Annotated in this window: 21 protein-coding genes and 2 tRNA genes; 14 read left to right on the top strand and 9 right to left on the bottom strand. The window is 67.2% G+C overall.

The window, feature by feature from the left end:
* Positions 1 to 89 precede the first annotated feature (89 nt).
* The 4 genes from GLO27_RS07085 to GLO27_RS07070 are packed head-to-tail and all read left to right on the top strand — an operon-like array spanning position 90 to position 5,208.
* The gene (locus tag GLO27_RS07085) at positions 90 to 1,265 is read left to right on the top strand and encodes a cysteine desulfurase family protein (RefSeq protein ID WP_167254191.1); all 1,176 of its coding nucleotides are present in this window, start codon (positions 90 to 92) and stop codon (positions 1,263 to 1,265) included.
* Between the two features lie 9 nt (positions 1,266 to 1,274).
* Positions 1,275 to 2,372 (top strand): tRNA 2-thiouridine(34) synthase MnmA, encoded by a 1,098-nt coding sequence (gene mnmA, locus GLO27_RS07080; protein WP_167254189.1) that lies wholly within the window; start codon positions 1,275 to 1,277, stop codon positions 2,370 to 2,372.
* Positions 2,373 to 2,410: 38 nt separating this feature from the next.
* Positions 2,411 to 4,744 carry an NAD-dependent DNA ligase LigA gene (ligA, locus tag GLO27_RS07075; protein WP_167254187.1) on the top strand — a complete coding sequence of 778 codons (2,334 nt, stop codon included), beginning with the start codon at positions 2,411 to 2,413 and terminating at the stop codon, positions 4,742 to 4,744.
* Entirely contained in the window at positions 4,741 to 5,208 is a 468-nt protein-coding gene (locus tag GLO27_RS07070; protein WP_167254185.1) for a hypothetical protein, read from the top strand. The genes ligA and GLO27_RS07070 overlap by 4 nt, the downstream gene beginning before the upstream one ends.
* A 22-nt stretch (positions 5,209 to 5,230) precedes the next feature.
* Here the strand turns inward: GLO27_RS07070 and GLO27_RS07065 are convergent, their stop codons facing one another.
* Together GLO27_RS07065 and GLO27_RS07060 are read right to left on the bottom strand one after the other, a co-directional pair.
* Positions 5,231 to 7,051, bottom strand: a complete 1,821-nt coding sequence (locus GLO27_RS07065) for a DEAD/DEAH box helicase (protein ID WP_167254753.1) — start codon at positions 7,049 to 7,051, stop codon at positions 5,231 to 5,233.
* 64 nt (positions 7,052 to 7,115) lie between these two features.
* Positions 7,116 to 8,816: a long-chain-fatty-acid--CoA ligase gene (locus GLO27_RS07060; protein ID WP_167254183.1), complete on the bottom strand. Its 1,701-nt coding sequence runs from the start codon at positions 8,814 to 8,816 to the stop codon at positions 7,116 to 7,118.
* Positions 8,817 to 8,883: 67 nt separating this feature from the next.
* On the opposite strand from GLO27_RS07060, the gene gatC reads away from it, so the two are divergent.
* Genes gatC through GLO27_RS07030 form a run of 6 tightly spaced genes read left to right on the top strand, consistent with a single transcriptional unit; the run spans position 8,884 to position 14,435 of the window.
* Complete coding sequence (gatC, locus tag GLO27_RS07055; protein ID WP_029259178.1) at positions 8,884 to 9,183, top strand: Asp-tRNA(Asn)/Glu-tRNA(Gln) amidotransferase subunit GatC; 300 nt, start codon at positions 8,884 to 8,886, stop codon at positions 9,181 to 9,183.
* Entirely contained in the window at positions 9,180 to 10,697 is a 1,518-nt protein-coding gene (gene gatA, locus GLO27_RS07050; RefSeq protein WP_167254181.1) for an Asp-tRNA(Asn)/Glu-tRNA(Gln) amidotransferase subunit GatA, read from the top strand. The genes gatC and gatA overlap by 4 nt, the downstream gene beginning before the upstream one ends.
* Positions 10,697 to 12,211, top strand: coding sequence for an Asp-tRNA(Asn)/Glu-tRNA(Gln) amidotransferase subunit GatB (gene gatB, locus GLO27_RS07045; protein ID WP_167254179.1), 1,515 nt, complete (start codon positions 10,697 to 10,699; stop codon positions 12,209 to 12,211). Before gatA ends, gatB begins: the two co-directional genes overlap by 1 nt.
* A gap of 47 nt (positions 12,212 to 12,258) precedes the next feature.
* A complete protein-coding gene (gene dinB, locus GLO27_RS07040) occupies positions 12,259 to 13,515 on the top strand; it encodes a DNA polymerase IV (protein ID WP_167254177.1) in 1,257 nt (418 codons plus the stop codon).
* Positions 13,516 to 13,552: 37 nt separating this feature from the next.
* Positions 13,553 to 13,870: a hypothetical protein gene (locus GLO27_RS07035; protein ID WP_167254169.1), complete on the top strand. Its 318-nt coding sequence runs from the start codon at positions 13,553 to 13,555 to the stop codon at positions 13,868 to 13,870.
* Positions 13,854 to 14,435, top strand: coding sequence for a hypothetical protein (locus GLO27_RS07030; protein ID WP_021200505.1), 582 nt, complete (start codon positions 13,854 to 13,856; stop codon positions 14,433 to 14,435). The genes GLO27_RS07035 and GLO27_RS07030 overlap by 17 nt, the downstream gene beginning before the upstream one ends.
* Here the strand turns inward: GLO27_RS07030 and GLO27_RS07025 are convergent.
* The 6 genes from GLO27_RS07025 to orn form a co-directional block, all read right to left on the bottom strand.
* The gene (locus GLO27_RS07025; protein WP_167254167.1) at positions 14,432 to 14,929 is read right to left on the bottom strand and encodes a DUF2017 family protein; all 498 of its coding nucleotides are present in this window, start codon (positions 14,927 to 14,929) and stop codon (positions 14,432 to 14,434) included. The genes GLO27_RS07030 and GLO27_RS07025 overlap by 4 nt on opposite strands.
* Positions 14,926 to 15,222, bottom strand: coding sequence for an ATP-dependent Clp protease adapter ClpS (gene clpS / locus GLO27_RS07020; protein WP_021200507.1), 297 nt, complete (start codon positions 15,220 to 15,222; stop codon positions 14,926 to 14,928). The genes GLO27_RS07025 and clpS overlap by 4 nt, the downstream gene beginning before the upstream one ends.
* Positions 15,219 to 15,566 (bottom strand): metallopeptidase family protein, encoded by a 348-nt coding sequence (locus GLO27_RS07015; protein ID WP_021200508.1) that lies wholly within the window; start codon positions 15,564 to 15,566, stop codon positions 15,219 to 15,221. The genes clpS and GLO27_RS07015 overlap by 4 nt, the downstream gene beginning before the upstream one ends.
* A gap of 27 nt (positions 15,567 to 15,593) precedes the next feature.
* Positions 15,594 to 16,223, bottom strand: a complete 630-nt coding sequence (locus tag GLO27_RS07010) for a LysE family transporter (RefSeq protein ID WP_021200509.1) — start codon at positions 16,221 to 16,223, stop codon at positions 15,594 to 15,596.
* An 87-nt stretch (positions 16,224 to 16,310) separates the two neighbouring features.
* Positions 16,311 to 16,386, bottom strand: a tRNA-His gene (locus tag GLO27_RS07005).
* Positions 16,387 to 16,422: 36 nt separating this feature from the next.
* A complete protein-coding gene (orn, locus tag GLO27_RS07000; protein ID WP_021200510.1) occupies positions 16,423 to 17,049 on the bottom strand; it encodes an oligoribonuclease in 627 nt (208 codons plus the stop codon).
* A gap of 87 nt (positions 17,050 to 17,136) precedes the next feature.
* On the opposite strand from orn, the gene GLO27_RS06995 reads away from it, so the two are divergent.
* Positions 17,137 to 17,209, top strand: a tRNA-Arg gene (locus tag GLO27_RS06995).
* 140 nt (positions 17,210 to 17,349) lie between these two features.
* Here the strand turns inward: GLO27_RS06995 and GLO27_RS06990 are convergent.
* Complete coding sequence (locus tag GLO27_RS06990) at positions 17,350 to 17,619, bottom strand: hypothetical protein (protein ID WP_021200511.1); 270 nt, start codon at positions 17,617 to 17,619, stop codon at positions 17,350 to 17,352.
* A 205-nt stretch (positions 17,620 to 17,824) separates the two neighbouring features.
* Between GLO27_RS06990 and GLO27_RS06985 the strand changes: the two genes are divergently transcribed.
* From GLO27_RS06985 to ettA, 3 genes are all read left to right on the top strand, one after another.
* Positions 17,825 to 18,331 carry a single-stranded DNA-binding protein gene (locus GLO27_RS06985; protein ID WP_021200512.1) on the top strand — a complete coding sequence of 169 codons (507 nt, stop codon included), beginning with the start codon at positions 17,825 to 17,827 and terminating at the stop codon, positions 18,329 to 18,331.
* A gap of 84 nt (positions 18,332 to 18,415) precedes the next feature.
* The gene (locus GLO27_RS06980; protein WP_031207630.1) at positions 18,416 to 18,913 is read left to right on the top strand and encodes a hypothetical protein; all 498 of its coding nucleotides are present in this window, start codon (positions 18,416 to 18,418) and stop codon (positions 18,911 to 18,913) included.
* A gap of 63 nt (positions 18,914 to 18,976) precedes the next feature.
* On the top strand, positions 18,977 to 20,656 hold the full coding sequence (gene ettA, locus GLO27_RS06975) for an energy-dependent translational throttle protein EttA (protein WP_017830677.1): 1,680 nt from the start codon (positions 18,977 to 18,979) through the stop codon (positions 20,654 to 20,656).
* Positions 20,657 to 20,660 lie beyond the last annotated feature (4 nt).

Here is a 20,660-nt window from a genome sequence, read left to right as displayed (position 1 = left end):
AGGCGCGATGTGTTGCCGTCTCATGTCAGCGCGCACCCGGTACCTGGAGGCAGCACCCTTCCGCCCTCGTTTCGGGAGAGAATCGAAGGATGCGGCACTATCTGGACCACGCGGCGACCACGCCACTGCGCCCCGAAGCACGGGAGGCCTGGCTCGCCGCTTCCCAGATGGTCGGCAATGCGTCGTCGACGCACGGGGCGGGTCAGGATGCGCGTCGGCTGCTCGAGGAGTCGCGCGAACGGGTCGCCGCGGTGCTGGAGGCCGACCCGATCGAGATCGTGTTCACCTCCGGGGGTACGGAGTCCATCAACCTCGCTCTTCAGGGGTTGTGGCACGGCCGCGCGGGCGGAACGTCGGCGATCGTGATGCCCGACGCCGAGCATCACGCGACGATGGACACGGTCGCCGCGCTCGTGGATGAAGGGGCAGCACTGCGACGAGTGCCCGTCGCGCCCGACGCGCGGATCGATCCCGAGCAGTTCGCCGCCGAGCTTCCCGGTGCCGCTCTGGCGACGGCCCTCGCGGCGAACAACGAGGTCGGAACCATCAACGACACCCGCTCCCTTGCAGCCGCGGCGGCGGGAGCGGGAGTTCCCCTGCACATCGACGCCGTCGCGGCTCTCGGGCACGTGCCCCTGTCGTTCCGCACCCTGCGAGGTGATGCCGACGGTGGGGTCGGCCTGGTCGCCATGAGCTTCGCCGGCCACAAGATCGGCGCGCCGGTCGGCGTGGGAGTCCTCGTCACGGCGCGTACGGCCCGCCTCACTGCGCTGCTGCGTGGCGGAGCGCAGCAGCGCGGGTTGCGCGCGGGCACGCAAGACGTCCCCGGAGCTGCCGCTTTCGCGACGGCGCTGGAGCTCGCAGAGCGCGAACGATCGGACGAGACCGCACGACTCAGCGCGCTGCGTGACCGCCTCGTGTCCGGCATCAGGGCGGCCGTGCCGAGAGCAGAACTGCTGGGGGATCCGACCGTGCGCCTCCCGGGGAACGCGCACGTGCTGTTCCCCGGCGCGGTGGGGGAGAGCCTGCTTTTCCTCCTCGATGTCGCCGGCGTCGCCGCCGCGACGGGATCCGCCTGCCAGGCGGGCGTCGCCGAGCCGTCGCACGTCGTGATGGCGATGGGGCGCAGCGAACGGGATGCGCGCAGCGTGCTGCGGTTCTCGCTCGGTCGGACCTCGACCGATACCGACGTCGATGCGGTGCTCGCCACGATCGCTGATGCGTATGCCCGCGCATCCGGCGCCGGCACAGCCGCGCGCTCGTAGACTGGTCTCATGCGGATCCTTGCGGCTATGAGCGGTGGAGTCGACTCCGCCGTCGCGGCCGCCAGGGCCGTGGAGGCGGGGCACGACGTGGTCGGCGTGCATCTGGCACTGTCCCGTGCCGGCGGCACCCTGCGCACCGGCAGCCGCGGCTGCTGCACGATCGAGGATGCCCTCGACGCCCGTCGCGCCGCCGACGTGCTCGGCATCCCGTTCTACGTCTGGGACTTCTCGGAGCGGTTCCGCGACGACGTGATCGCAGATTTCATCTCCGAGTACCAGGCCGGTCGCACCCCCAATCCCTGCATGCGATGCAACGAGAAGATCAAGTTCGCCGCACTGCTGGAGCGAGCGATCGAGCTCGGGTTCGACGCCGTGTGCACGGGGCACTACGCGACGTTGATCCACGGCGACGGGGGTCTCGAGCTGCACCGCGCCTCCGACAACGCCAAAGACCAGTCGTACGTCCTGGGCGTCCTCAACGCCGAGCAGCTCGCGCACACCTACTTCCCGCTCGGCACCACGCCCTCGAAGGCGATCGTGCGTGCAGAAGCCGAGGCACGCGGTCTGAGCGTCGCGCAGAAACCGGACAGCCACGACATCTGCTTCATCCCCGATGGTGACACCCGCGGTTGGCTCGCCGAGAAGGTCGGCACGGCGACCGGCGAGATCGTCGACCGCAGCGGAGAGGTCGTCGGATCCCACGAGGGTGCTCACGCCTTCACCGTCGGGCAGCGCCGCGGTCTCAAGCTCGGTGTGCCCGCCGCCGACGGCAAGCCGAGGTTCGTCCTCGAAGTGCGCCCGGTCTCCAACACCGTCGTCGTCGGCCCGAAGGAGGCCCTCGCCATCGCCGAGATCGCGGGGGAGCGGTTCAGCTGGGCGGGCGCTGCACCGACCGAATCGTCCTTCTCCTGCCATGTGCAGATCCGTGCGCATTCCGAGCCCGTGGCCGCACACGCCGAGGTCTCCGACGGGGGTGTACGCGTCACACCGGAGGTTCCCCTCGACGGCGTCGCACCGGGGCAGACCGCTGTGCTCTACGTCGGAACGCGCGTGCTCGGACAGTTCACGATCGATACGACGGTCTCGGCGGTTCCCGTCGGCGCGTAGACGTTTCCGGTGTCGGTACCCGCTCGTAGACTGGCGGGGTGCCGGAGAACATCTCGCTGGAAGACGCCCGAACCGAAGCTGAAGAGCTGACCACTCGCATCCTCGACGCCAAAGAGGCCTACTACGGCCGCGACACCTCGGTCGTCGATGACTTCACCTATGACGGATGGATGCACCGGCTCGAAGAGCTCGAGCGTCTGCACCCCGAGCTCCAGGGACAGGACTCGCCCACCCAGATGGTCGGCGCGGCCGAGGCGACGGGTCTTGCGACCATCGAGCACGCCGAGCGGATGCTCAGCCTCGACAACGTCTTCTCGGTCGACGAGCTGAAGGAGTGGGCAGCGAAGACGAAGGCCGCAGCGGGCCGCGAGGTCGCCTGGCTCACCGAGCTCAAGATCGACGGACTGGCGATCAACCTCCGCTACGAGAACGGTGTGCTGACCTCCGCGGCCACCAGAGGCGACGGACGCGTCGGAGAGATCGTCACCGAGAACGCTCTGCGTCTCCCCGAGATCCCGTATCGGCTCAGCGGCGACGGGCATCCCCCGATCGTTGAGGTGCGCGGCGAGGTCTTCATCCCCGTGGCGGCGTTCGAACGACTCAATGCGGCGCAGGCGGCCTTCCGCGACCGGGCCTACGCCGACGCGCTCGAGCGGTGGGAATCGCGCGGCGGGGTGAAGAAGCCCTTCGACGAGGAGAAGGCGCGCACCGCGGCCGCCCGGCGATTCCCGGCCTTCGCGAACCCCCGCAATGCGGCGAGCGGTGGACTCCGCCAGCAGATCGACAAGAAGAACGGCCTCGAGCTCGAAGCAGGACTGTTGCGGATCGAGTCGCTCGCGCTGTACGTGCACGGAGTCGGCGCATGGTCGAACCCTCCGGTCGCCGCGCAGAGCGAGGTGTACGACCTGCTCGCGGAGTGGGGGCTGCCCACGAGCCCGCACACGAAGGTCTGCCGCACGATCGACGAGGTCGTCACGTTCGTCGAGTACTTCGGCGAGCATCGGCATGATGTCGAGCATGAGCTCGACGGCATCGTGGTCAAGGTCGACGAGCTCGAGCTGCACGACGAGCTCGGCGCGACGAGCCGGGCCCCGCGCTGGGCGATCGCCTACAAGTACCCGCCGGAAGAGGTGCAGACGAAGCTGCTCGACATCGTCGTGTCGGTCGGTCGCACCGGTCGCGCGACTCCGTTCGCCGTCATGGCCCCCGCACATGTCGCCGGATCGGTGGTCCGCCAGGCGACGCTGCACAACAAGGACGTCGTGAAGGCGAAAGGCGTGCTGATCGGTGACACGGTCGTGCTGCGCAAAGCCGGCGACGTGATCCCCGAGGTCCTCGGGCCGGTCGTCGAGAAGCGCGACGGCACCGAGCGCGAGTTCGTGATGCCCGTCGAGTGCCCGGAGTGCGGCACGCCCCTGCGAGCCATGAAGGAAGGCGATATCGATCTGCGCTGTCCGAACGCACGCTCGTGCCCGGCGCAGGTGCGCGGACGCGTGGAGCACATCGGTTCGCGAGGCGCCCTCGACGTCGAGGCACTGGGCGAGGTCACCGCTGCGGCCCTGACGCAGCCGACGTCTCCTGCAGTGCCACCGCTCGAGACCGAGGCGGGCCTGTTCGCGCTCAGCCTCGAACAGCTGGTCCCCATCGAGCTGTTCGTTCGCGACGCCGAGACGGGTCTCCCCAAGGAAGACGAGGACGGGGTCGTCAAAACTCGCGCTCCTTTCCGACGCAACCCCACTGCGGCTGAGAAGAAGTCCGGTCTCGACGGACCCCAGCCCTCCGCACAGGCGCTCACCCTGCTAGTAGAACTGGAGAAGGCCAAGACGAAGGACCTGTGGCGGCTGCTCGTCTCACTGAACATCCGCCATGTCGGCCCTGTCGCCGCGAGGGCGCTCGCTCAGTGGTTCGGGTCGCTCGACGCGATCCGCGCGGCGTCACGCGACGAGCTCGCCGCGGTCGAGGGCGTCGGTGGCATCATCGCCGATTCGCTTCTCGCCTGGTTCGAGGTGGACTGGCACCAGGAGATCGTTCAGCAGTGGAAGGACGCGGGCGTGCAGTGGGCGACGCCTGGGCATCCCGGTCCCGGCGCGGCTGTGGCCGCGGGCGGAGTCCTGGAGGGGCTGACCGTCGTCGCCACCGGATCCCTCGACGGTTACACACGAGACGGCGCACAGGAGGCCATCATCAACGCGGGCGGCAAGGCCGCGTCGAGCGTGTCGAAGAAGACCGACTTCGTCGCCGCCGGCCCCGGCGCGGGATCCAAGCTGGCGAAGGCGGAGGACCTCGGCCTTCGAATCCTCGACGCGGCGCAGTTCCATATCCTGGTGACCCAGGGGCCGGATGCCCTCCCTCCCACGGGCGAAGGGGTGTGAAGCGCTTCGGGCCACTGATCGTCGTCCCGGAGGCTCTCGCCGTCGGAGATCCCGGTCGCCATCATCTGCGGTTGACCCCTGATGCCGTGATCATTCGCGAGGGCGTCGATAATCGCGGGATCGTGAGCTGGAGCGAGCTCGACACGATCGTCATGGACGTCCCCACGACGAGGTTCCGTCTTCCCGGGCTCGTCAGCACGATTCTGCTCGGCGCTTTGACCGCCGCCATGCTGACCGATCCCGGAGTCGATCCCGACGACGGTTCCGTGACTCTGACGGTCGACGGAGAATCTCGAGTCCTGCCCCTGAGCAGACACCACGTCGGCGGATACTGGGAGCCTGCGGTCATGGGCGCGCATCGGCTGATCGCCCATCTCATCGCGCACCCCGAGCAGCGTGCGCTGCTCACACATCCGGAGCCGCTGATCGATGTCGCCGCGCGACTCGCGCGCGGAACGGGATAGTCCGTTCCGCGCGCGAGGGTGGTCAGCTCTTGTGGCGCGGCTTGCGGTACGGCTTCTCGTCACGCGTGTCGCGCGTCGGCCGATCATCGCGGTCCCGACGCTCGAAACGGTCACCCCGACCGCCGGCCTCTCGAGGGCCACCGGTGCGGCGTGCGCCCCCGGGACCGCGGTCGGGCTTGATCTCGATCAGGCGTCCCGAGATGCGCGTGTCGCGCAGCTTCTCGAGGACAGACGGATCCAGGTTCGATGGCAGCTCGACCGTCGAGAAGTCCGGACGGATGTTGATCGCACCGAAGTCGTCGCGTCCCAGACCGCCCTCGTTGGCGAGGGCCCCGACGATCTGGCGGGGTTCGACACGGTGACGTCGTCCGACCTCGATGCGGTAGGCGGTGTAGTCGCCACGCCCGCGTCGTTCCGTACGCGGCTCACGAGCATCGCGTCCCGTGCGCTCGCGCGGGGGACGGTTGTCTGCTTCGACCGCCTTGGTGAGCGGATCGTTGGCGGGGTCGAGCAGCAGCGGCTTGTCACCCTGCGCCACGACAGCCAGAGCGGCGGCCACATCACCCTCAGGGACATCATGGTGACGCACGTAGTGCGCCACGATGTCGCGGAACGCCTCGATGCGCCCGGTCTCCGACAGCGCCGTGGTGATCGCGTCGTCGAAGCGGTTCAGACGCGTGGTGTTCACATCTTCCGTGCTCGGGAGCTGCATCTGGGCCGGCTGCTGACGCGTCGCCTTCTCGATGTGCTTCAGGAGGTAGCGCTCGCGCGGGGTGATGAAGCTGATCGCGTCGCCCGATCGTCCGGCGCGGCCCGTGCGACCGATGCGGTGCACATAGGACTCGGTGTCGGTGGGGATGTCGAAGTTGACGACGTGACTGATGCGCTCGACGTCGAGTCCTCGCGCGGCCACATCGGTCGCGACCAGGATGTCGAGCTTGCCATCCTTGAGCTGGTTCACGCTGCGCTCACGCTGCACCTGAGGCACGTCGCCGTTGATGGCTGCGGCCGAGTAGCCACGGGCGCGCAGCTTCTCCGCCAGGGTCTCGGTCTCGTTCTTCGTACGGACGAAGACGATCATTCCGTCGAAGTTCTCGACCTCGAGGATCCGGGTGAGCGCATCGACCTTCTGCGCGTACGACACGACGAGGTAGCGCTGCGTGATGTTGGTGCCGGTCGCGGTCTTCGACTTGATGCTGATCTCTTCGGGGTCTCGCAGGTACTTCTGGGCGAGACGGCGGATCTGCGGCGGCATCGTCGCGGAGAACAGCGCGACCTGCTTCTCCTCGGGGGTCTGCGCGAGGATCTGCTCCACGTCTTCGGCGAAGCCCATCTTCAGCATCTCGTCGGCCTCGTCGAGCACGAGGTACTGCAGCTGAGACAGGTCGAGCGTGCCCTTGGCGAGGTGGTCCATGATGCGGCCCGGCGTGCCGACGATCACGTGGACGCCGCGGCGCAGAGCCGACAGCTGCACGCCGTAGCCCTGCCCGCCGTAGACGGGGAGCACGTGCACGCCCTTCATCTTGGAGGCGTAGGACTCGAACGCCTCGCAGACCTGGAGCGCGAGCTCACGGGTGGGTGCGAGCACGAGGGCCTGCGGGGTCTTCTGGGAGACATCGAGGCGTTCGAGAACGGGGAGGGCGAAGGCCGCGGTCTTCCCGGTACCGGTCTGCGCCATGCCGACGACATCGCGCCCAGCCAGGAGCGTCGGGATGGTCGCCGCCTGGATGGGCGACGGCGTCTCATAGCCGAGGTCTTTGATGGCTTTGAGGACGGGCCCGGTGATGCCGAGCTCCTCGAATCCAGGGGTCGCGGGAGATTCGTCGGGGGCGTCGGTCAGCACTGCATCTTCAGGGGTCACTTCCCAAGGGTAGCGCGCTGCGGCGTCCGCCGCCTGTGAGGCGTCCTCAGGCGACGGTGTTCAGCGCCACGAGCTTCTCCTTGACCTGGCGCCGGAGCACTTTACCGATCAGCGACTTCGGGAGTTCGTCCACCACGAAGATGCGGCGGGGGACCTTGTAGGGGGTGAGGATGCTGCGCGCGAACTCGCGAACGGCCTCGACGTCCACGTCGGTTCCCTGATCGATGACGATCGCCGCGACGACCTCTTCACCGGAGTGCTCGCTCGGCAGACCGATGACCGCGGCATCCGCGACCTGCGGGTGCTGGCGCAGGGCGTTCTCCACCTCGGTGGGTGCGACGTTGAAGCCGCCCGTGATGATGAGCTCCTTGATGCGATCGACGATGCGAACGAAGCCGGCCTCGTCGATCGTGACGATGTCGCCGGTGCGGTACCAGCCGTCGACGAAGACCGCCTCCGTCTCCTCCGGCTTGCCGTAGTACCCCGAGAACACCTGCGGCCCGCGCACGACGAGTTCCCCGGCAGAGCCCGCCGGCACGTCCTCACCAGGGTTCTCCGGATCCACCACGCGGCATTCGGTTCCGGGCAGGGGAAGCCCGACGGTTCCGGGAACGCGGTTGTCCGCCACCGGGTTCGCCATCAGGACAGGGGAGCACTCGCTCAGCCCGTAGCCTTCGACGAGATATCCGTGGGTGGCCTCCTCGAAGGGGACGACCAGTTCATGTGGCAGCGCCATCGCGCCGGAGATCGCGACCTCGATGCCCTCGAGCGACACGCCCTTCGCTTTGGCCGCGGCGAGAAGGCGGTCGGCTATGGGCGGTACCAGCGGCAGGAACGTGGCGGGGCGCTTCTTGACGACATCGAGCACGAGGTCCGGATCGAACTTGGGGAAGAGCACGAGTCGAGCCCCCATCGACATCGCGAACGTCAGACAGAGCGTGAGTCCGTATGCGTGGAACATGGGAAGGACGGCGTACACGACGCAACCGTTGCCGCGTCGGATCGACGGCACCCAGGCCTGCGACTGGGCGGCGTTCGCCAGCAGGTTGCGGTGTGTGAGCGCCGCCCCCTTCGGCGTTCCGGTCGTTCCGGAGGTGTATTGGATGATCGCCAGATCGTCGGTTCCCGGCTTCGGGTGCGTCTCCGGCAGAGGGTCGGAAGCGACCAGCGAGTCCCAGACGACCGTGCCGCGCACCTTGGCCGTGAGGGCCGCGCGGGAGTCGCGAGCCTTCGCTACGGGGAGACGCAGGGCGAAGCGCGTGAGGAACGGCATGGCGCGCGTCACGTCGACGGAGATGAGGTTCGTCACGGCGAGGTCCGCCGGGAACTCCTGCACCGTGGAGACGACCTTGTTCCACACGATCGCGTGTTTCGCTCCATGGTCCTCGAACTGCTTGCGCAGCTCACGAGGCGTGTAGAGCGGGTTGTGCTCGACGACGACGGCGCCGAGTCGCAGCACCGCGTAGAAGGCCACGATGTGCTGCGGGCAGTTCGGCAGCACGATGGCCACAGGGTCGCCGGCGCGGACGCCGAGATCCCGCAGCCCCGTCGCCGCGCGGTCGATCGCTGATTGCAGCTGTGCGTATGTCGTCTCACGCCCGAAGAATTGCAGCGCGGGGGCATCGGGGTAGTCCCGCGCCGACGCGGCGACGATGTCGACGAGTGATCCGTCGACCGGGGCGAGGTCTTCCGGGACGCCTGCGGCGTAGCTGGCGACCCACGGGCGAGGGGGCTGGAACGTGCTCACCCGCCCAGCATATGTCGAGCTGCTCGTGGGGCATGGGAGTTCGGAGCGCGCCAACTAGACTGGGGGAGTGTCTGAAATCACCCCTGAACTCGTGCGCCATCTCGGTGTGCTCGCACGCATCCAGCTGAACGACGACGAGGTGTCGCGGCTCACGGGCCAGCTCGACGCCATCGTCGACAACATCGCGAAGGTGTCGGAGGTCGCGACCGCCGACGTCGTGGCGACGAGCCACCCGATCCCACTGAGCAATGTGTTCCGTCCCGATGTGGTCGGCCAGACGCTCACGCACGAGCAGGTGCTTCAGAACGCCCCGGATGCCGCCGACGGCCGCTTCCGCGTGACCGCGATCCTGGGAGAAGAGCAGTGAGCGACATCATCCGACTCGATGCGGCGGATCTGGCAGCGAAGCTGGCCTCTCGCGAGGTCTCCAGCGTCGAGGCGACCCAGGCGCACCTCGATCGCATCGCCGCCGTGGACGGCGACGTCCACGCCTTCCTCCACATCAACGATGGAGCGCTCGAGGCCGCCGCGGCGATCGACGCCCGTCGCGCTGCCGGCGAGGCCCTCGGACCGCTCGCCGGCGTTCCTCTCGCGATCAAGGACGTCCTCGTCACGACCGACCAGCCGACCACCAGCGGCTCGCGCATCCTCGAGGGCTATCGCTCTCCCTACGACGCCACTGTCGTCGCGCGTTCACGCGCCGCGGGACTCGTCCCGCTCGGCAAGACCAACATGGACGAGTTCGCCATGGGGTCCTCCACCGAGCACTCCGCATACGGCCCCACGCACAACCCCTGGGACCTCGACCGCATCCCCGGCGGTTCCGGTGGCGGTTCGGCTGCCGCTGTCGCCGCATTCGAGGCACCGCTCGCTCTCGGCTCCGACACGGGCGGCTCGATCCGTCAGCCCGCGCACGTGACCGGCACGGTCGGCGTCAAGCCGACGTATGGCGGTGTGAGCCGCTACGGCGCGATCGCCCTGGCCTCCAGCCTCGACCAGGTCGGCCCCGTCTCGCGGACGGTCCTCGACTCGGGGCTGCTGCATGACGCGATCGGCGGCCACGACCCGAAGGACTCGACGTCGTTGCGCGACGCGTGGCCCTCGTTCGCCGAGGCGGCTCGCGAGGGTGCGCGCGGAGACGTGCTCAAGGGTCTCAAGGTCGGCGTGATCCGCGAACTGCCCGACAGCGGCTTCCAGCCCGGCGTCGCCGCATCCTTCCGCAATGCTCTCGCGCTCATGGAGGCTCAGGGCGCGGAGATCGTCGAGATCGGTGCTCCCCATTTCGAGTACGGCGTGGCTGCGTACTACCTGATCCTCCCCGCGGAGGCATCGAGCAACCTCGCGAAGTTCGACTCGGTGCGCTTCGGTCTGCGGGTGACGCCCGACGGAAACCCGACGGTCGAGGACGTCATGTCCGCAACCCGTGACGCCGGCTTCGGTGACGAGGTCAAGCGCCGCATCATCCTCGGCACGTACGCACTGTCGGCCGGTTACTACGACGCCTACTATGGCAGCGCGCAGAAGGTCCGCACACTCATCCAGCAGGACTTCGCCAATGCGTTCGCCGAGGTCGATGTCATCGCGACGCCGTCGGCCCCCACCACCGCCTTCAAGCTCGGGGAGAAGATCGACGACCCGCTGCAGATGTATCTCAACGACATCACCACGATTCCGGTGAACCTCGCCGGCGTTCCCGGCATCTCCATCCCCAGCGGTCTGGCCGATGACGACGGACTCCCCGTCGGCATCCAGTTCATCGCCCCGGCACGGGAGGATGCACGTCTCTACAAGGTCGGCGCCGCGCTCGAGACGCTGCTCGTCGACTCCTGGGGTGCGCCGCTGCTCACCCGCGCACCGCAGCTCGCAGGAGGGAAGCGCTGATGGCCGCCGCCAAGCTCATGGACTTCGACAAGGCGCTCGAGCTGTTCGAGCCGGTCCTCGGATTCGAGGTGCACGTCGAGCTCAACACCAACACGAAGATGTTCTCCGATGCGCCGAACCCGGCCAACGAGGCCTTCCACGCCGCGGAGCCGAACACGCTGATCGCGCCCGTCGACCTCGGTCTCCCGGGGTCGCTTCCGGTCGTGAACGAGACGGCGATCCGTTCGTCGATCAGCCTGGGTCTCGCACTCGGTTGCTCGATCGCGGAATCGAGCCGGTTCGCGCGGAAGAACTATTTCTACCCGGATCTCGGCAAGAACTACCAGATCTCGCAGTACGACGAGCCGATCGCCTATGACGGTTCGGTCGAGGTCGAGCTCGAGGACGGGACACTCATCACGATCCCGATCGAGCGCGCTCACATGGAGGAGGACGCCGGAAAGCTCACCCACATGGGTGGGGCGACCGGACGCATCCAGGGTGCCGAGTACTCGCTCGTCGACTACAACCGTGCGGGCGTGCCGCTGGTGGAGATCGTGACGAACATCATCTACGGCACCGAGCACCGCGCACCGGAGGTCGCCAAGGCCTACGTGCAGGCGATCCGTGACATCGTCCGTGGTCTCGGAATCTCCGAGGCCCGGTTGGAACGCGGAAACCTGCGCTGCGACGCCAACGTCTCTCTGCGTCCGCGTGGCACCGACAAGCTCGGCACGCGCACCGAGACGAAGAACGTCAACTCCATGCGTTCGGTCGAGCGGGCCGTGAAGTACGAGATCCAGCGCCAGGCGCAGATCCTCGCCGATGGCGGCACGATCACGCAGGAGACGCGGCACTGGCACGAGGACACCGGTACGACATCGCCGGGTCGTCCGAAGTCGGACGCCGACGACTACCGCTACTTCCCGGAGCCCGACCTGCTGCCCGTGGAGCCGGCCGCCGAGCTGATCGAGGAACTGCGCGCGGCTCTTCCCGAGCAGCCTGTCGCCCGCCGTCGTCGCCTGATGACCGAGTGGGGCTTCACCGACCTGGAGTTCCAGGACGTGCGCAACGGAGGCCTGCTCGAAGTGGTCGAGGCGACCATCGCCGCCGGTGCGGCACCTGCGACCGCTCGCAAGTGGTGGACGGGAGAGATCTCCCGTCTCGCGAACGCGCAGGAGAAGGAAGCCACCGAGCTGATCAGCCCGGAGAACGTCGCCGCACTGCAGCAGCTGGTCGACGCGGGCACGCTCACCGACAAGCTCGCCCGCCAGGTGCTCGAAGGCGTCATCGCGGGGGAAGGCACTCCGCAGGAGGTCGTCGACGCCCGTGGCCTCGCCGTGGTGTCGGACGACGGCGCGCTGATCGCTGCGATCGACGAGGCTCTCGCGGCCCAGCCGGATGTGATGGCGAAGATCAAGGACGGCAAGGTCCAGGCCGCCGGCGCTGTAATCGGCGCCGTCATGAAGGCCATGAAGGGCCAGGCGGACGCGGCACGCGTGCGTGAACTCATCCTCGAGCGCGCTGCCCAGTAGCGCGTGGCCCCGGGCCTCCTGTCGGAGGCCCGGGGGAGAATGGTCGTATGGGACACGGTGACGGCACGGGACGGATCGTCTCCGCCTCCGACGCCGACGACACCGGGACGCGCATCCTCCACGTCGACATGGACGCGTTCTACGCGGCTGTCGAGGTCCTCGACGATCCCGCGCTCCGGGGGCTTCCGCTGATCATCGGCGCACCGGACGGCCGCTCGGTCGTCTCGAGTGCCTCTTACGAGGCCCGCCGATACGGCGTACGCGCAGCGATGCCGGTATCGCAGGCGCTGCGCCTGTGTCCCTCCGCGCGCATCGTGCCGCCGCACTTCCATCGCTATCAGGAGGTCTCCCGGCAGGTGATGGCGATCTTCGAATCGTTCACCCCGCTCGTCGAGCCGTTGTCGGTCGACGAGGCGTTCCTCGATGTGCAGGGCGTGCGACGGCTCTGGGGCAGCCCTGCACACATCGCAGAGCTCATCCGCGGGCGTGTGCACGATGAGGTCGGCATCACCTGCAGTGTCGGAGTCGCGGCCACCAAACACGTCGCCAAGATGGCATCGACGATCTCCAAGCCCAACGGCATGCTCGTCGTCGCCGCAAAGGACACGCTCGAGTTCCTCGCGCCACGTCCGGTCCGCGCGATGTGGGGCGTCGGGCCGAAGGCTGCCGAGGCGCTGGAGGCACGCGGTATCCGTACCGTGAGAGATGTGCGCGAGGCTCCGCGCGAGATGATCGAGCGTGCGGTCGGCCCCGCCCTGGGCGCGCGCCTCGCTCAGCTCGCGATGGGTGAGGATGCACGCGCCGTCGACACGGTGCGCGTGGAGAAGAGCATCGGTCATGAGGAGACCTTCGATACGGACATCCTCGATCGTCCGTTCCTCCGCGCGGAGCTCCTGCGGCTCGCTGACCGTGTCGCCGCACGTCTCCGCCGCGCCGAGTGGGAGACGTCGACCGTCGCCATCAAGATCCGTTTCGACGACTTCCGCACCCTGAGTCGCTCTCAGACGCTGAGCGAGCCCACCGCGGTCGGGCAGCGCATCGGCGAGGCTGCGCAGGCTCTGTTCGAGCAGATCGACCGACGCGATCCCGTGCGTCTGGTCGGCGTCAGAGCCGAGAACCTGCGTCCGGCCGGCGGCGGCGGTCTCGGGCTGTGGGACGACGACGAGGACTGGCGCAGAGTCGAGGGGGCAGTCGACGAGGCCGTGGCCAGGTTCGGCACAGCGACGATCAGCCGCGCGCGACACATCGGCCGCGGGGACGGTCGCGGTGCCGCCCAACATCCGAAGGCCCACGGCCTGGATTGATCGCACGCGCGCGCGGTTCCTCGACTAGCGTGGGGGTATGCCGAACATTGCACTGGAACTCGGAAAGCAAGCTGCGTCCTTCGGCGTGAAGAGCGCGTACGGGGAGCCGCAGGATGTCGACGGTGTGAGCATCACTCCGGTGGCATTCACCTACTCGGGCTTCGGCGGAGGCGGCGGAGACGGTGGCGAGGGTGGTGGCGGTGGCGGTGTCTCCGTCCCGGTCGGGGTCTACGTGCGTCGCGAGGAAGGTCTGCGCTTCGAGCCGAACATCGTCACGTTGCTCGTCGTCGCCGTGCCGTTCGTCTGGGTCGCCGGACGGGCGCTCACTCGCATCATCCGTGCCCTCAAGAAGTGACGATCCGGTCGCTGCCGCGCTGGAGCAGGCCGCGACGCTGATCGAGCGGGATGTCCGTGCCGTCGCCGCCGCGAACCCCGTCGTGCTCATCGATGGCGGCAGCGGTGCGGGAAAGTCGTCCCTCGCCTCCCTGTTGGTGCGTCGCTGGCCCGTGGTCGGTCACGTACAGCTCATCGCGTTGGATTCCATCTACCCGGGCTGGGACGGCCTCGATGAAGGCGCTGAGCGCGCCCTCGACTGGATCCTCCGTCCGCACGGCCGCGGGTATCTCGGCACCTGGCGGCGATGGGACTGGGAGGACCGCACCGAGGCGGAAAGCCACGCCGTCGACCCGGCCCTCGGAGTCATCGTCGAGGGCAGCGGGATCCTCCGCCCCTCGTCCGCCGCCCTCGCCGATGTCAGGGTATGGGTGGAGTCGGCGGAGGCATCGAGGAAGGCGCGTGCCCTGGCACGCGATGGGGACGCCTATCGGCCGCACTGGGACCGTTGGGCGGCACAGGAACGCCGACACATCGAGCGGGACGACCCTCGATCCCTCGCTACGAGAATCGTCGAGGTTCCTTAGACCTTCCGGCCCTCATCCGCTTCGTCTGCAGCCTGGATGAGAAGTTCCAAACGGTATCCGAGCCAGTCGTACACATCGTGACGCCCATCCGTGGCGGTCTGTTCGTCGGTCGTGATCCCGAGCCGCGTGGCTATGACGAGGCGAATGGCCGTGAGCGTTCGGAGCCAGGCGTCGACGTCCTCCACGGGCACGGTCATCTCCCGCGTCCGCAGCGCTTCTGCCTCGGCGAGGTCGTCACCGGTGACGTCTCCGAGAGACCCACGTGTCCGGCGCGCATCGGCGAGCCGTCGATCGAGGAGATCATCCCTCGTGCTTTCGGCGAAATCGGCGGCGGAGTCCGCATCGTCGGGGTAGGGAGTCGGCGTCAATCGGTCGATGGCGGGGTCCCCGACCTCCCGCGAAGTCGCGAGGAGCTCGATGAAATCGTCCACGAGCTTCGCGAGGTGGAGCTCCTCGATCCCGGTGATCGTGACGATGACGGCGTCCCTGGTCACTGTGAGGCCTTCCTGACCGTGGCCCACAGGCCGTAGTCGTGCATGGCCTGCGCGTGGACCTCCATGGTCTCGCGCGGCCCCGTCGCCACGATGGCGTGTCCGTCGTGGTGCACGGCGAGCATCAGCGTCGTCGCGTGGTCGAGCGAGTATCCGAAATACGTGCGGAAGACACGGACCACGTAGCTCATCAGATTGACGGGGTCGTTCCAGACGACCACCTGCCACGGCTCCAGGGGAGCGGCGCTCAGATCGGTCGCCTCATCGAGATCGGGAACCGCGGCGGGGATCGTCATGCCCAACCCATCTCATGCAGCTGCTCGTCGTCGATGCCGTAGAAATGCGCGATCTCATGCACCAACGTGGTGTGGATCTCGTCGCGGAGCTCTTCCTCGTTCTCGCATTGGGCCAGGTGCGGCTCGCGATAGACCACGATGCGATCGGGCAACTCGCCCATCCCGTACTGGGTCCGATCGGTCAGCGCCAGCCCGTCGTAGAGGCCGAGCAGATCGAGGCTGCCGTCCTCCGGCCGATCCTCCACCACGAACACGACGTTCTCCAACCCTTCGACCATGTCGTCGGGCAACTGGTCGAGCTCATCGATCACGAGCTCTTCGAAGGCCGCGGCATCCATGTCCATCCCCCTCAGCCTAGGGCCCGAGGGAGGTCAGTGCAGGAGAACGAGGATCGCGGCCACCACGATGAACAGGACGCCGAACACGGTGTTGAGGATGCGCTGTCCACGTGCGGTTCGCGTGAGTCGACGGAACGGACGTGCGGCTGCAGCGAAGAATCCCCACATCACGATCACGTCGACGACGATCACGGTGACGATGAGCGTGAGGTATTGGGGGAGCGGAGGCTCGTCCAACCTGACGAACTGCGGAATGAACGCGAGGAAGAACACGATCGCCTTCGGGTTCAGGAGATTGACCCAGAAACCGCGGCGGATCATCGACCAGTGGCTCTCGCGGCTGTCTACCGGCAGGGGATCGTCGTCGACCACGACCGCGGGCTTCGCGAGGATGAGGCGGATCCCGAGGAACACCAGGTAGGCGGCCCCGGCATAGCGGATGCCGTTGAACAGCACTTCCGAACGTGACACCAGGAGTCCGACACCGGCAGCCACGATCGCGACGTGGACGATCAACGCGATCTGCTGGCCGATGATGCCCCAGATCGAGCGCCGCCAGCCCTGGTTCATCGCATTCGACATCGTGTTGATCGCCCCGGCCCCAGGCGTGAAGCTGATCACGACGGACGCGGTCAGCAACGAGAACCAGACCGCGAGTGACACGTCGTCAGTCTAGGGCGTCGGGGGAGGGGTACCAGCCGCGCGTAGACGCGAAGAAGGCCCGAATCTCGCGATTCGGGCCTTCTTCAGTGGGGTGAGTAACGGGACTCGAACCCGCGACATCCGGCACCACAAGCCAGCGCTCTACCAGCTGAGCTATACCCACCATGTGCCTGCCGGAGCAGGCAACCCTACGAGTCTATTACATGTTCGGAGTGAACTCGGACACCGTGCGTGCAGCGATCTCGCGAGCTTCGTCGCTGGACGGTCCCGGCTCATCGACGAACACCGCCTCGCGGTAGTACCGGAGCTCTCGGATCGACTCCAGGATGTCGGCGAGGGCGCGGTGCCCTCCGTCCTTGGGCGGAGCCTGGAAGAAGACCCGCGGGTACCAGCGTCGCGACAGTTCCTTGATGCTGGAGACGTCGACATTGCGGTAATGCAGCCACTGATCCACCTGCGGCATGTATTTGGCCAGGAACATGCGGTCCGTTCCGATCGTGTTGCCGGCCAATGGAGCCTTGCGCTCGAGGGGCACGAAGCGCTTGATGTACGCCAGCGTCTGGGACTCCGCCTCCTCCAGCGACACGCCACCGGGGATCTCCTCGATCAGGCCCGATGTCTCATGCATCTTCGTGACGAAATCGTTCATGTGCGCGAGCGCGGCTTCGGTGGGGCGTATCACCACCTGGAATCCGGGGTCGATCGGGTTGAGCTCGAAGTCGGTGATGACGACGGCGATCTCGACGAGTTCGTCGACCGCGAGATCGAGTCCCGTCATCTCGCAGTCGATCCATACGAGACGATCATTCTCGGACGCAGATACCATCTCGCCATACTATCGACGCCCCCGACATCACCGGCCGGAGTGTGACTCGTCAATCGTCTGCGCGACCGCGATACTCTAGAGTCGTGCGCCTCCGTAGCTCAGGGGATAGAGCAGGAGCCTTCTAATCTCTTGGTCGCAGGTTCGAATCCTGCCGGGGGCACTTCACGGGATCGGCATTCGAGAATGTTCGATCCAATGGGTGGTCGATCCGACGGATGATCAATCCGACGAGAGACGATCTCATGGGCAGAGAGCGACCTCTCCCGGATCGACGCCATGCGTCGCGGGCGGCGACCACCGTCAGGAATAGCGAAGCACCGCGACGGCGTCATCGACACGCCAGAACTCGCCGACCACTCGGAACACGCCGGTTGCGAGGTGTAGCCTCTCCGCCCTGTACCGGAGACCGAGCGGGTCCGCGACGATGCGCAGATGTCCGAGAACATGGTCTCTCTGGTCCTGGACCCTCCAGAGATGATCGGCCGCCCGGACGAGATGCTCTCGCGGGGACGAGAGTCGAGGCGTGGCGAAGGGGACTTCGGGAAGAGAGGTGATCATGCTGTCGGACATCGGTGCTCCTTTCGTGATTCGAAGATATGACCGACCACCGACATTCCCTCGAGCGCAGTCCTCTCGTCCTCATCGGGGGTTTCTCTCCACAGAGGGCAATTGCCTCGGTCTCTCCACCGACTTCGCGTTTCGGGCTCCCCGCCTCCGTCGTGGCCGCGCACGCTGGAAAGACCGGAAGGGATCCGGAGACGAGAGGACGAGCAACATGATCGACACGCTGACCATCGTGGGAAGAGTCGCCACCGACCCGACACAGGTGCAGACCGCAGGAGGTGTGGCGGTCACCAACTTCCGTCTCGCCAGCACCCACCGACGTTTCGACCCCGCCGCCCAGGCTTGGACGGACTCGGGGACCAACTGGTACTCGGTGGCGGCGTTCCGGCAGCTCGGCGAGAACGCCAAGGCGTCCCTGCGGACGGGTGACGCGGTGATCGTGACAGGTCGGCTGAAGATCCGGAATTGGGAGAGCAACGGCAAACATGGCACAAGTGTCGATGTCGAAGCGGAGGCGATCGGACACGATCTGCGGTGGGGGACCACGGCGTATCGACCGCAGCCGCGGCCGCAGACCGGGATCGCGGAGGCAAGCTCCGACGCGCCGGGCGCTCACTCTGCAGAGGAAGGAGACCTCTCACCCGCCGCAGAGTCCGAGTCTGCGGCATTCGATCTCCCATGGGCGGATCCGGCGTCGAGGATAGCGGCGAGCGACTGACGCGCACCGGATTCCGAGAGCGTCGGGTGCCGACTGTCGGCCGGTTCACGCGGAGGCGGGAGGAAGGCGACGTAGACTCGGCACGTGCTTCGTCGATCGGTCTCCTCACCGGCGCGTGCAGCCGGCGTCCTGGCGGTCACGGCCGTCTCTGCTCTTCTGCTGTCGGGCTGCGCTCCGGAACCTGCACCGACGGCGTCTCCGTCGAGTTCGGCAACTCCCGATGTGGACTCGACGGCGCCGTCTGCTCCCGTGCTCGTTCCCGACGGCAGCGCAGAGGACAACCTGCCGGTGTTCACCGCGACCGCGGAGGGCATCTGGGCGACAGATCAGCGCGGTTCCGGCCGTGCCTACATCGACGCGCTGATCGGCGCAGGGTTCGATCGCGGGTCGATGCAGGTGACCCAGGATCAGACCACCGTCGGCAACCCGGCGGAGAGCCTGCAGTTCTCGGTGCGGTGGGGTCAAGACGAGTGCTTGGTCGGCCAGGTCGGCCCGTCCACCGGGCAGGTCGTCACCGCGGTCCTCCCGCAACTCGCCGAAGGGCGATGCCTGGTCGGCACCACACGTCCGATCGACTGGTGACACGCCAGGGGGCCGGTAGGCTGGAGTGTCGATCTTCGACGCCAACAGAAGGAGCGGTTTTCGGTGGCTGAGTACATCTACTCGATGGTTCGTGCGCGCAAGGCAGTGGGCGAGAAGCTCATCCTCGACGACGTGACCATGGCGTTCCTCCCCGGGGCCAAGATCGGCATGGTCGGTCCCAACGGCGCGGGCAAGTCGACGATCCTCAAGATCATGGCAGGTCTCGACACTCCGTCGAACGGTGAGGCGAAGCTCTCCCCGGGGTTCACTGTCGGCATCCTGATGCAGGAGCCGGAACTCGACGAGACGAAGACCGTGCTCGAGAACATCCAGGACGGCATCGCGATCAAGGCGAAGCTCGACCGCTTCAACGAGATCTCGGCGCTGATGGCCGATCCCGATGCCGACTTCGACGCGCTCCTCGCCGAGATGGGTTCGCTCCAGGAAGAGATCGACGCGGCCGACGGCTGGGACCTCGACTCGCAGCTCGACCAGGCCATGGATGCGCTCCGCACACCGCCGGGAGACGCCGCGATCGCGCCTCTCTCCGGTGGCGAGAAGCGTCGAGTGGCGCTGGCGAAGCTGCTCCTGCAGAAGCCCGATCTCCTGCTTCTCGACGAGCCGACCAACCACCTCGACGCCGAGAGCGTGCTGTGGCTCGAGCAGCACCTGCAGGCGTACAAGGGTGCCGTCATCGCGATCACCCACGACCGGTACTTCCTCGACCACGTGGCCGAGTGGATCGCCGAGGTCGATCGCGGTCGCCTGATCGGCTACGAGGGCAACTACTCGACGTACCTGGAGAAGAAGGGCGAGCGCCTCGAGATCCAGGGCAAGAAGGACGCCAAACTCGCCAAGCGCCTCAAGGAGGAGCTGGAGTGGGTGCGCTCCAGCGCGAAGGGTCGCCAGACGAAGTCGAAGGCACGTCTCGCCCGCTACGAGGAGATGGCATCCGAGGCCGAGCGCACCAGGAAGCTGGATTTCGAGGAGATCCAGATTCCCGCCGGTCCTCGACTCGGAAGCGTCGTCATCGAGGCCAAGAACCTGAAGAAGGGCTTCGACGGGCGCTCGCTCATCGACGGCCTGAGCTTCAGCCTGCCGCCGAACGGCATCGTCGGCGTCATCGGTCCGAACGGCGTGGGAAAGACGACGTTGTTCAAGACCATCGTGGGCCTCGAGCCGCTGGACGGCGGAGATCTGAAGATCGGTGAGACGGTCAAGATCAGCTACGTCGACCAATCGCGCTCCAACATCGACCCGAACAAGACGCTGTGGGAAGTCGTCTCCGACGGCCTCGACTACATCACCGTCGGCAAGACCGAGATCCCGTCCAGGGCGTACGTCTCGAAGTTCGGCTTCAAGGGGCCGGACCAGCAGAAGAAGGCCGGGGTGCTCTCCGGTGGAGAACGCAACCGCCTGAACCTCGCACTGACGCTCAAGGAGGGCGGTAACCTGCTGCTCCTCGACGAGCCGACGAACGACCTGGATGTCGAAACCCTCAGCTCGCTCGAGAACGCTCTGCTCGAATTCCCCGGATGCGCCGTGGTCATCACCCACGACCGGTGGTTCCTCGACCGCATCGCCACGCACATCCTCGCCTACGAGGGCACCGACGAGAAGCCGGACCAGTGGTACTGGTTCGAGGGCAACTTCGAGGCGTATGAGGAGAACAAGATCGAACGCCTCGGAGCCGATGCGGCCAAGCCGCACCGTTCGACGCACCGCAAGCTGACGCGCGACTGAGCAC

It is taken from the genome of Microbacterium sp. Be9, from assembly GCF_011754135.1.
Lineage (GTDB): Bacteria > Actinomycetota > Actinomycetes > Actinomycetales > Microbacteriaceae > Microbacterium > Microbacterium maritypicum_A.
Note: the sequence above shows the minus strand (reverse complement) of the source record. Positions and strands in the feature narration are given on the sequence as shown.

Bases quoted from the DNA above. Each gene is read 5' to 3' on its own strand.
- gatB (WP_167254179.1), top strand. From the start codon at position 10,697: ATGGCCGCCGCCAAGCTCATGGACTTCGACAAGGCGCTCGAGCTGTTC.
- GLO27_RS06985 (WP_021200512.1), top strand. From the start codon at position 17,825: ATGATCGACACGCTGACCATCGTGGGAAGAGTCGCCACCGACCCGACA.
- clpS (WP_021200507.1), bottom strand. From the start codon at position 15,222: ATGACGATCCCCGCCGCGGTTCCCGATCTCGATGAGGCGACCGATCTG.
- orn (WP_021200510.1), bottom strand. From the start codon at position 17,049: ATGGTATCTGCGTCCGAGAATGATCGTCTCGTATGGATCGACTGCGAG.
- GLO27_RS06990 (WP_021200511.1), bottom strand. From the start codon at position 17,619: ATGTCCGACAGCATGATCACCTCTCTTCCCGAAGTCCCCTTCGCCACG.
- mnmA (WP_167254189.1), top strand. From the start codon at position 1,275: ATGCGGATCCTTGCGGCTATGAGCGGTGGAGTCGACTCCGCCGTCGCG.
- GLO27_RS07035 (WP_167254169.1), top strand. From the start codon at position 13,553: ATGCCGAACATTGCACTGGAACTCGGAAAGCAAGCTGCGTCCTTCGGC.
- GLO27_RS07085 (WP_167254191.1), top strand. From the start codon at position 90: ATGCGGCACTATCTGGACCACGCGGCGACCACGCCACTGCGCCCCGAA.
- dinB (WP_167254177.1), top strand. From the start codon at position 12,259: ATGGGACACGGTGACGGCACGGGACGGATCGTCTCCGCCTCCGACGCC.
- GLO27_RS07015 (WP_021200508.1), bottom strand. From the start codon at position 15,566: ATGGACATGGATGCCGCGGCCTTCGAAGAGCTCGTGATCGATGAGCTC.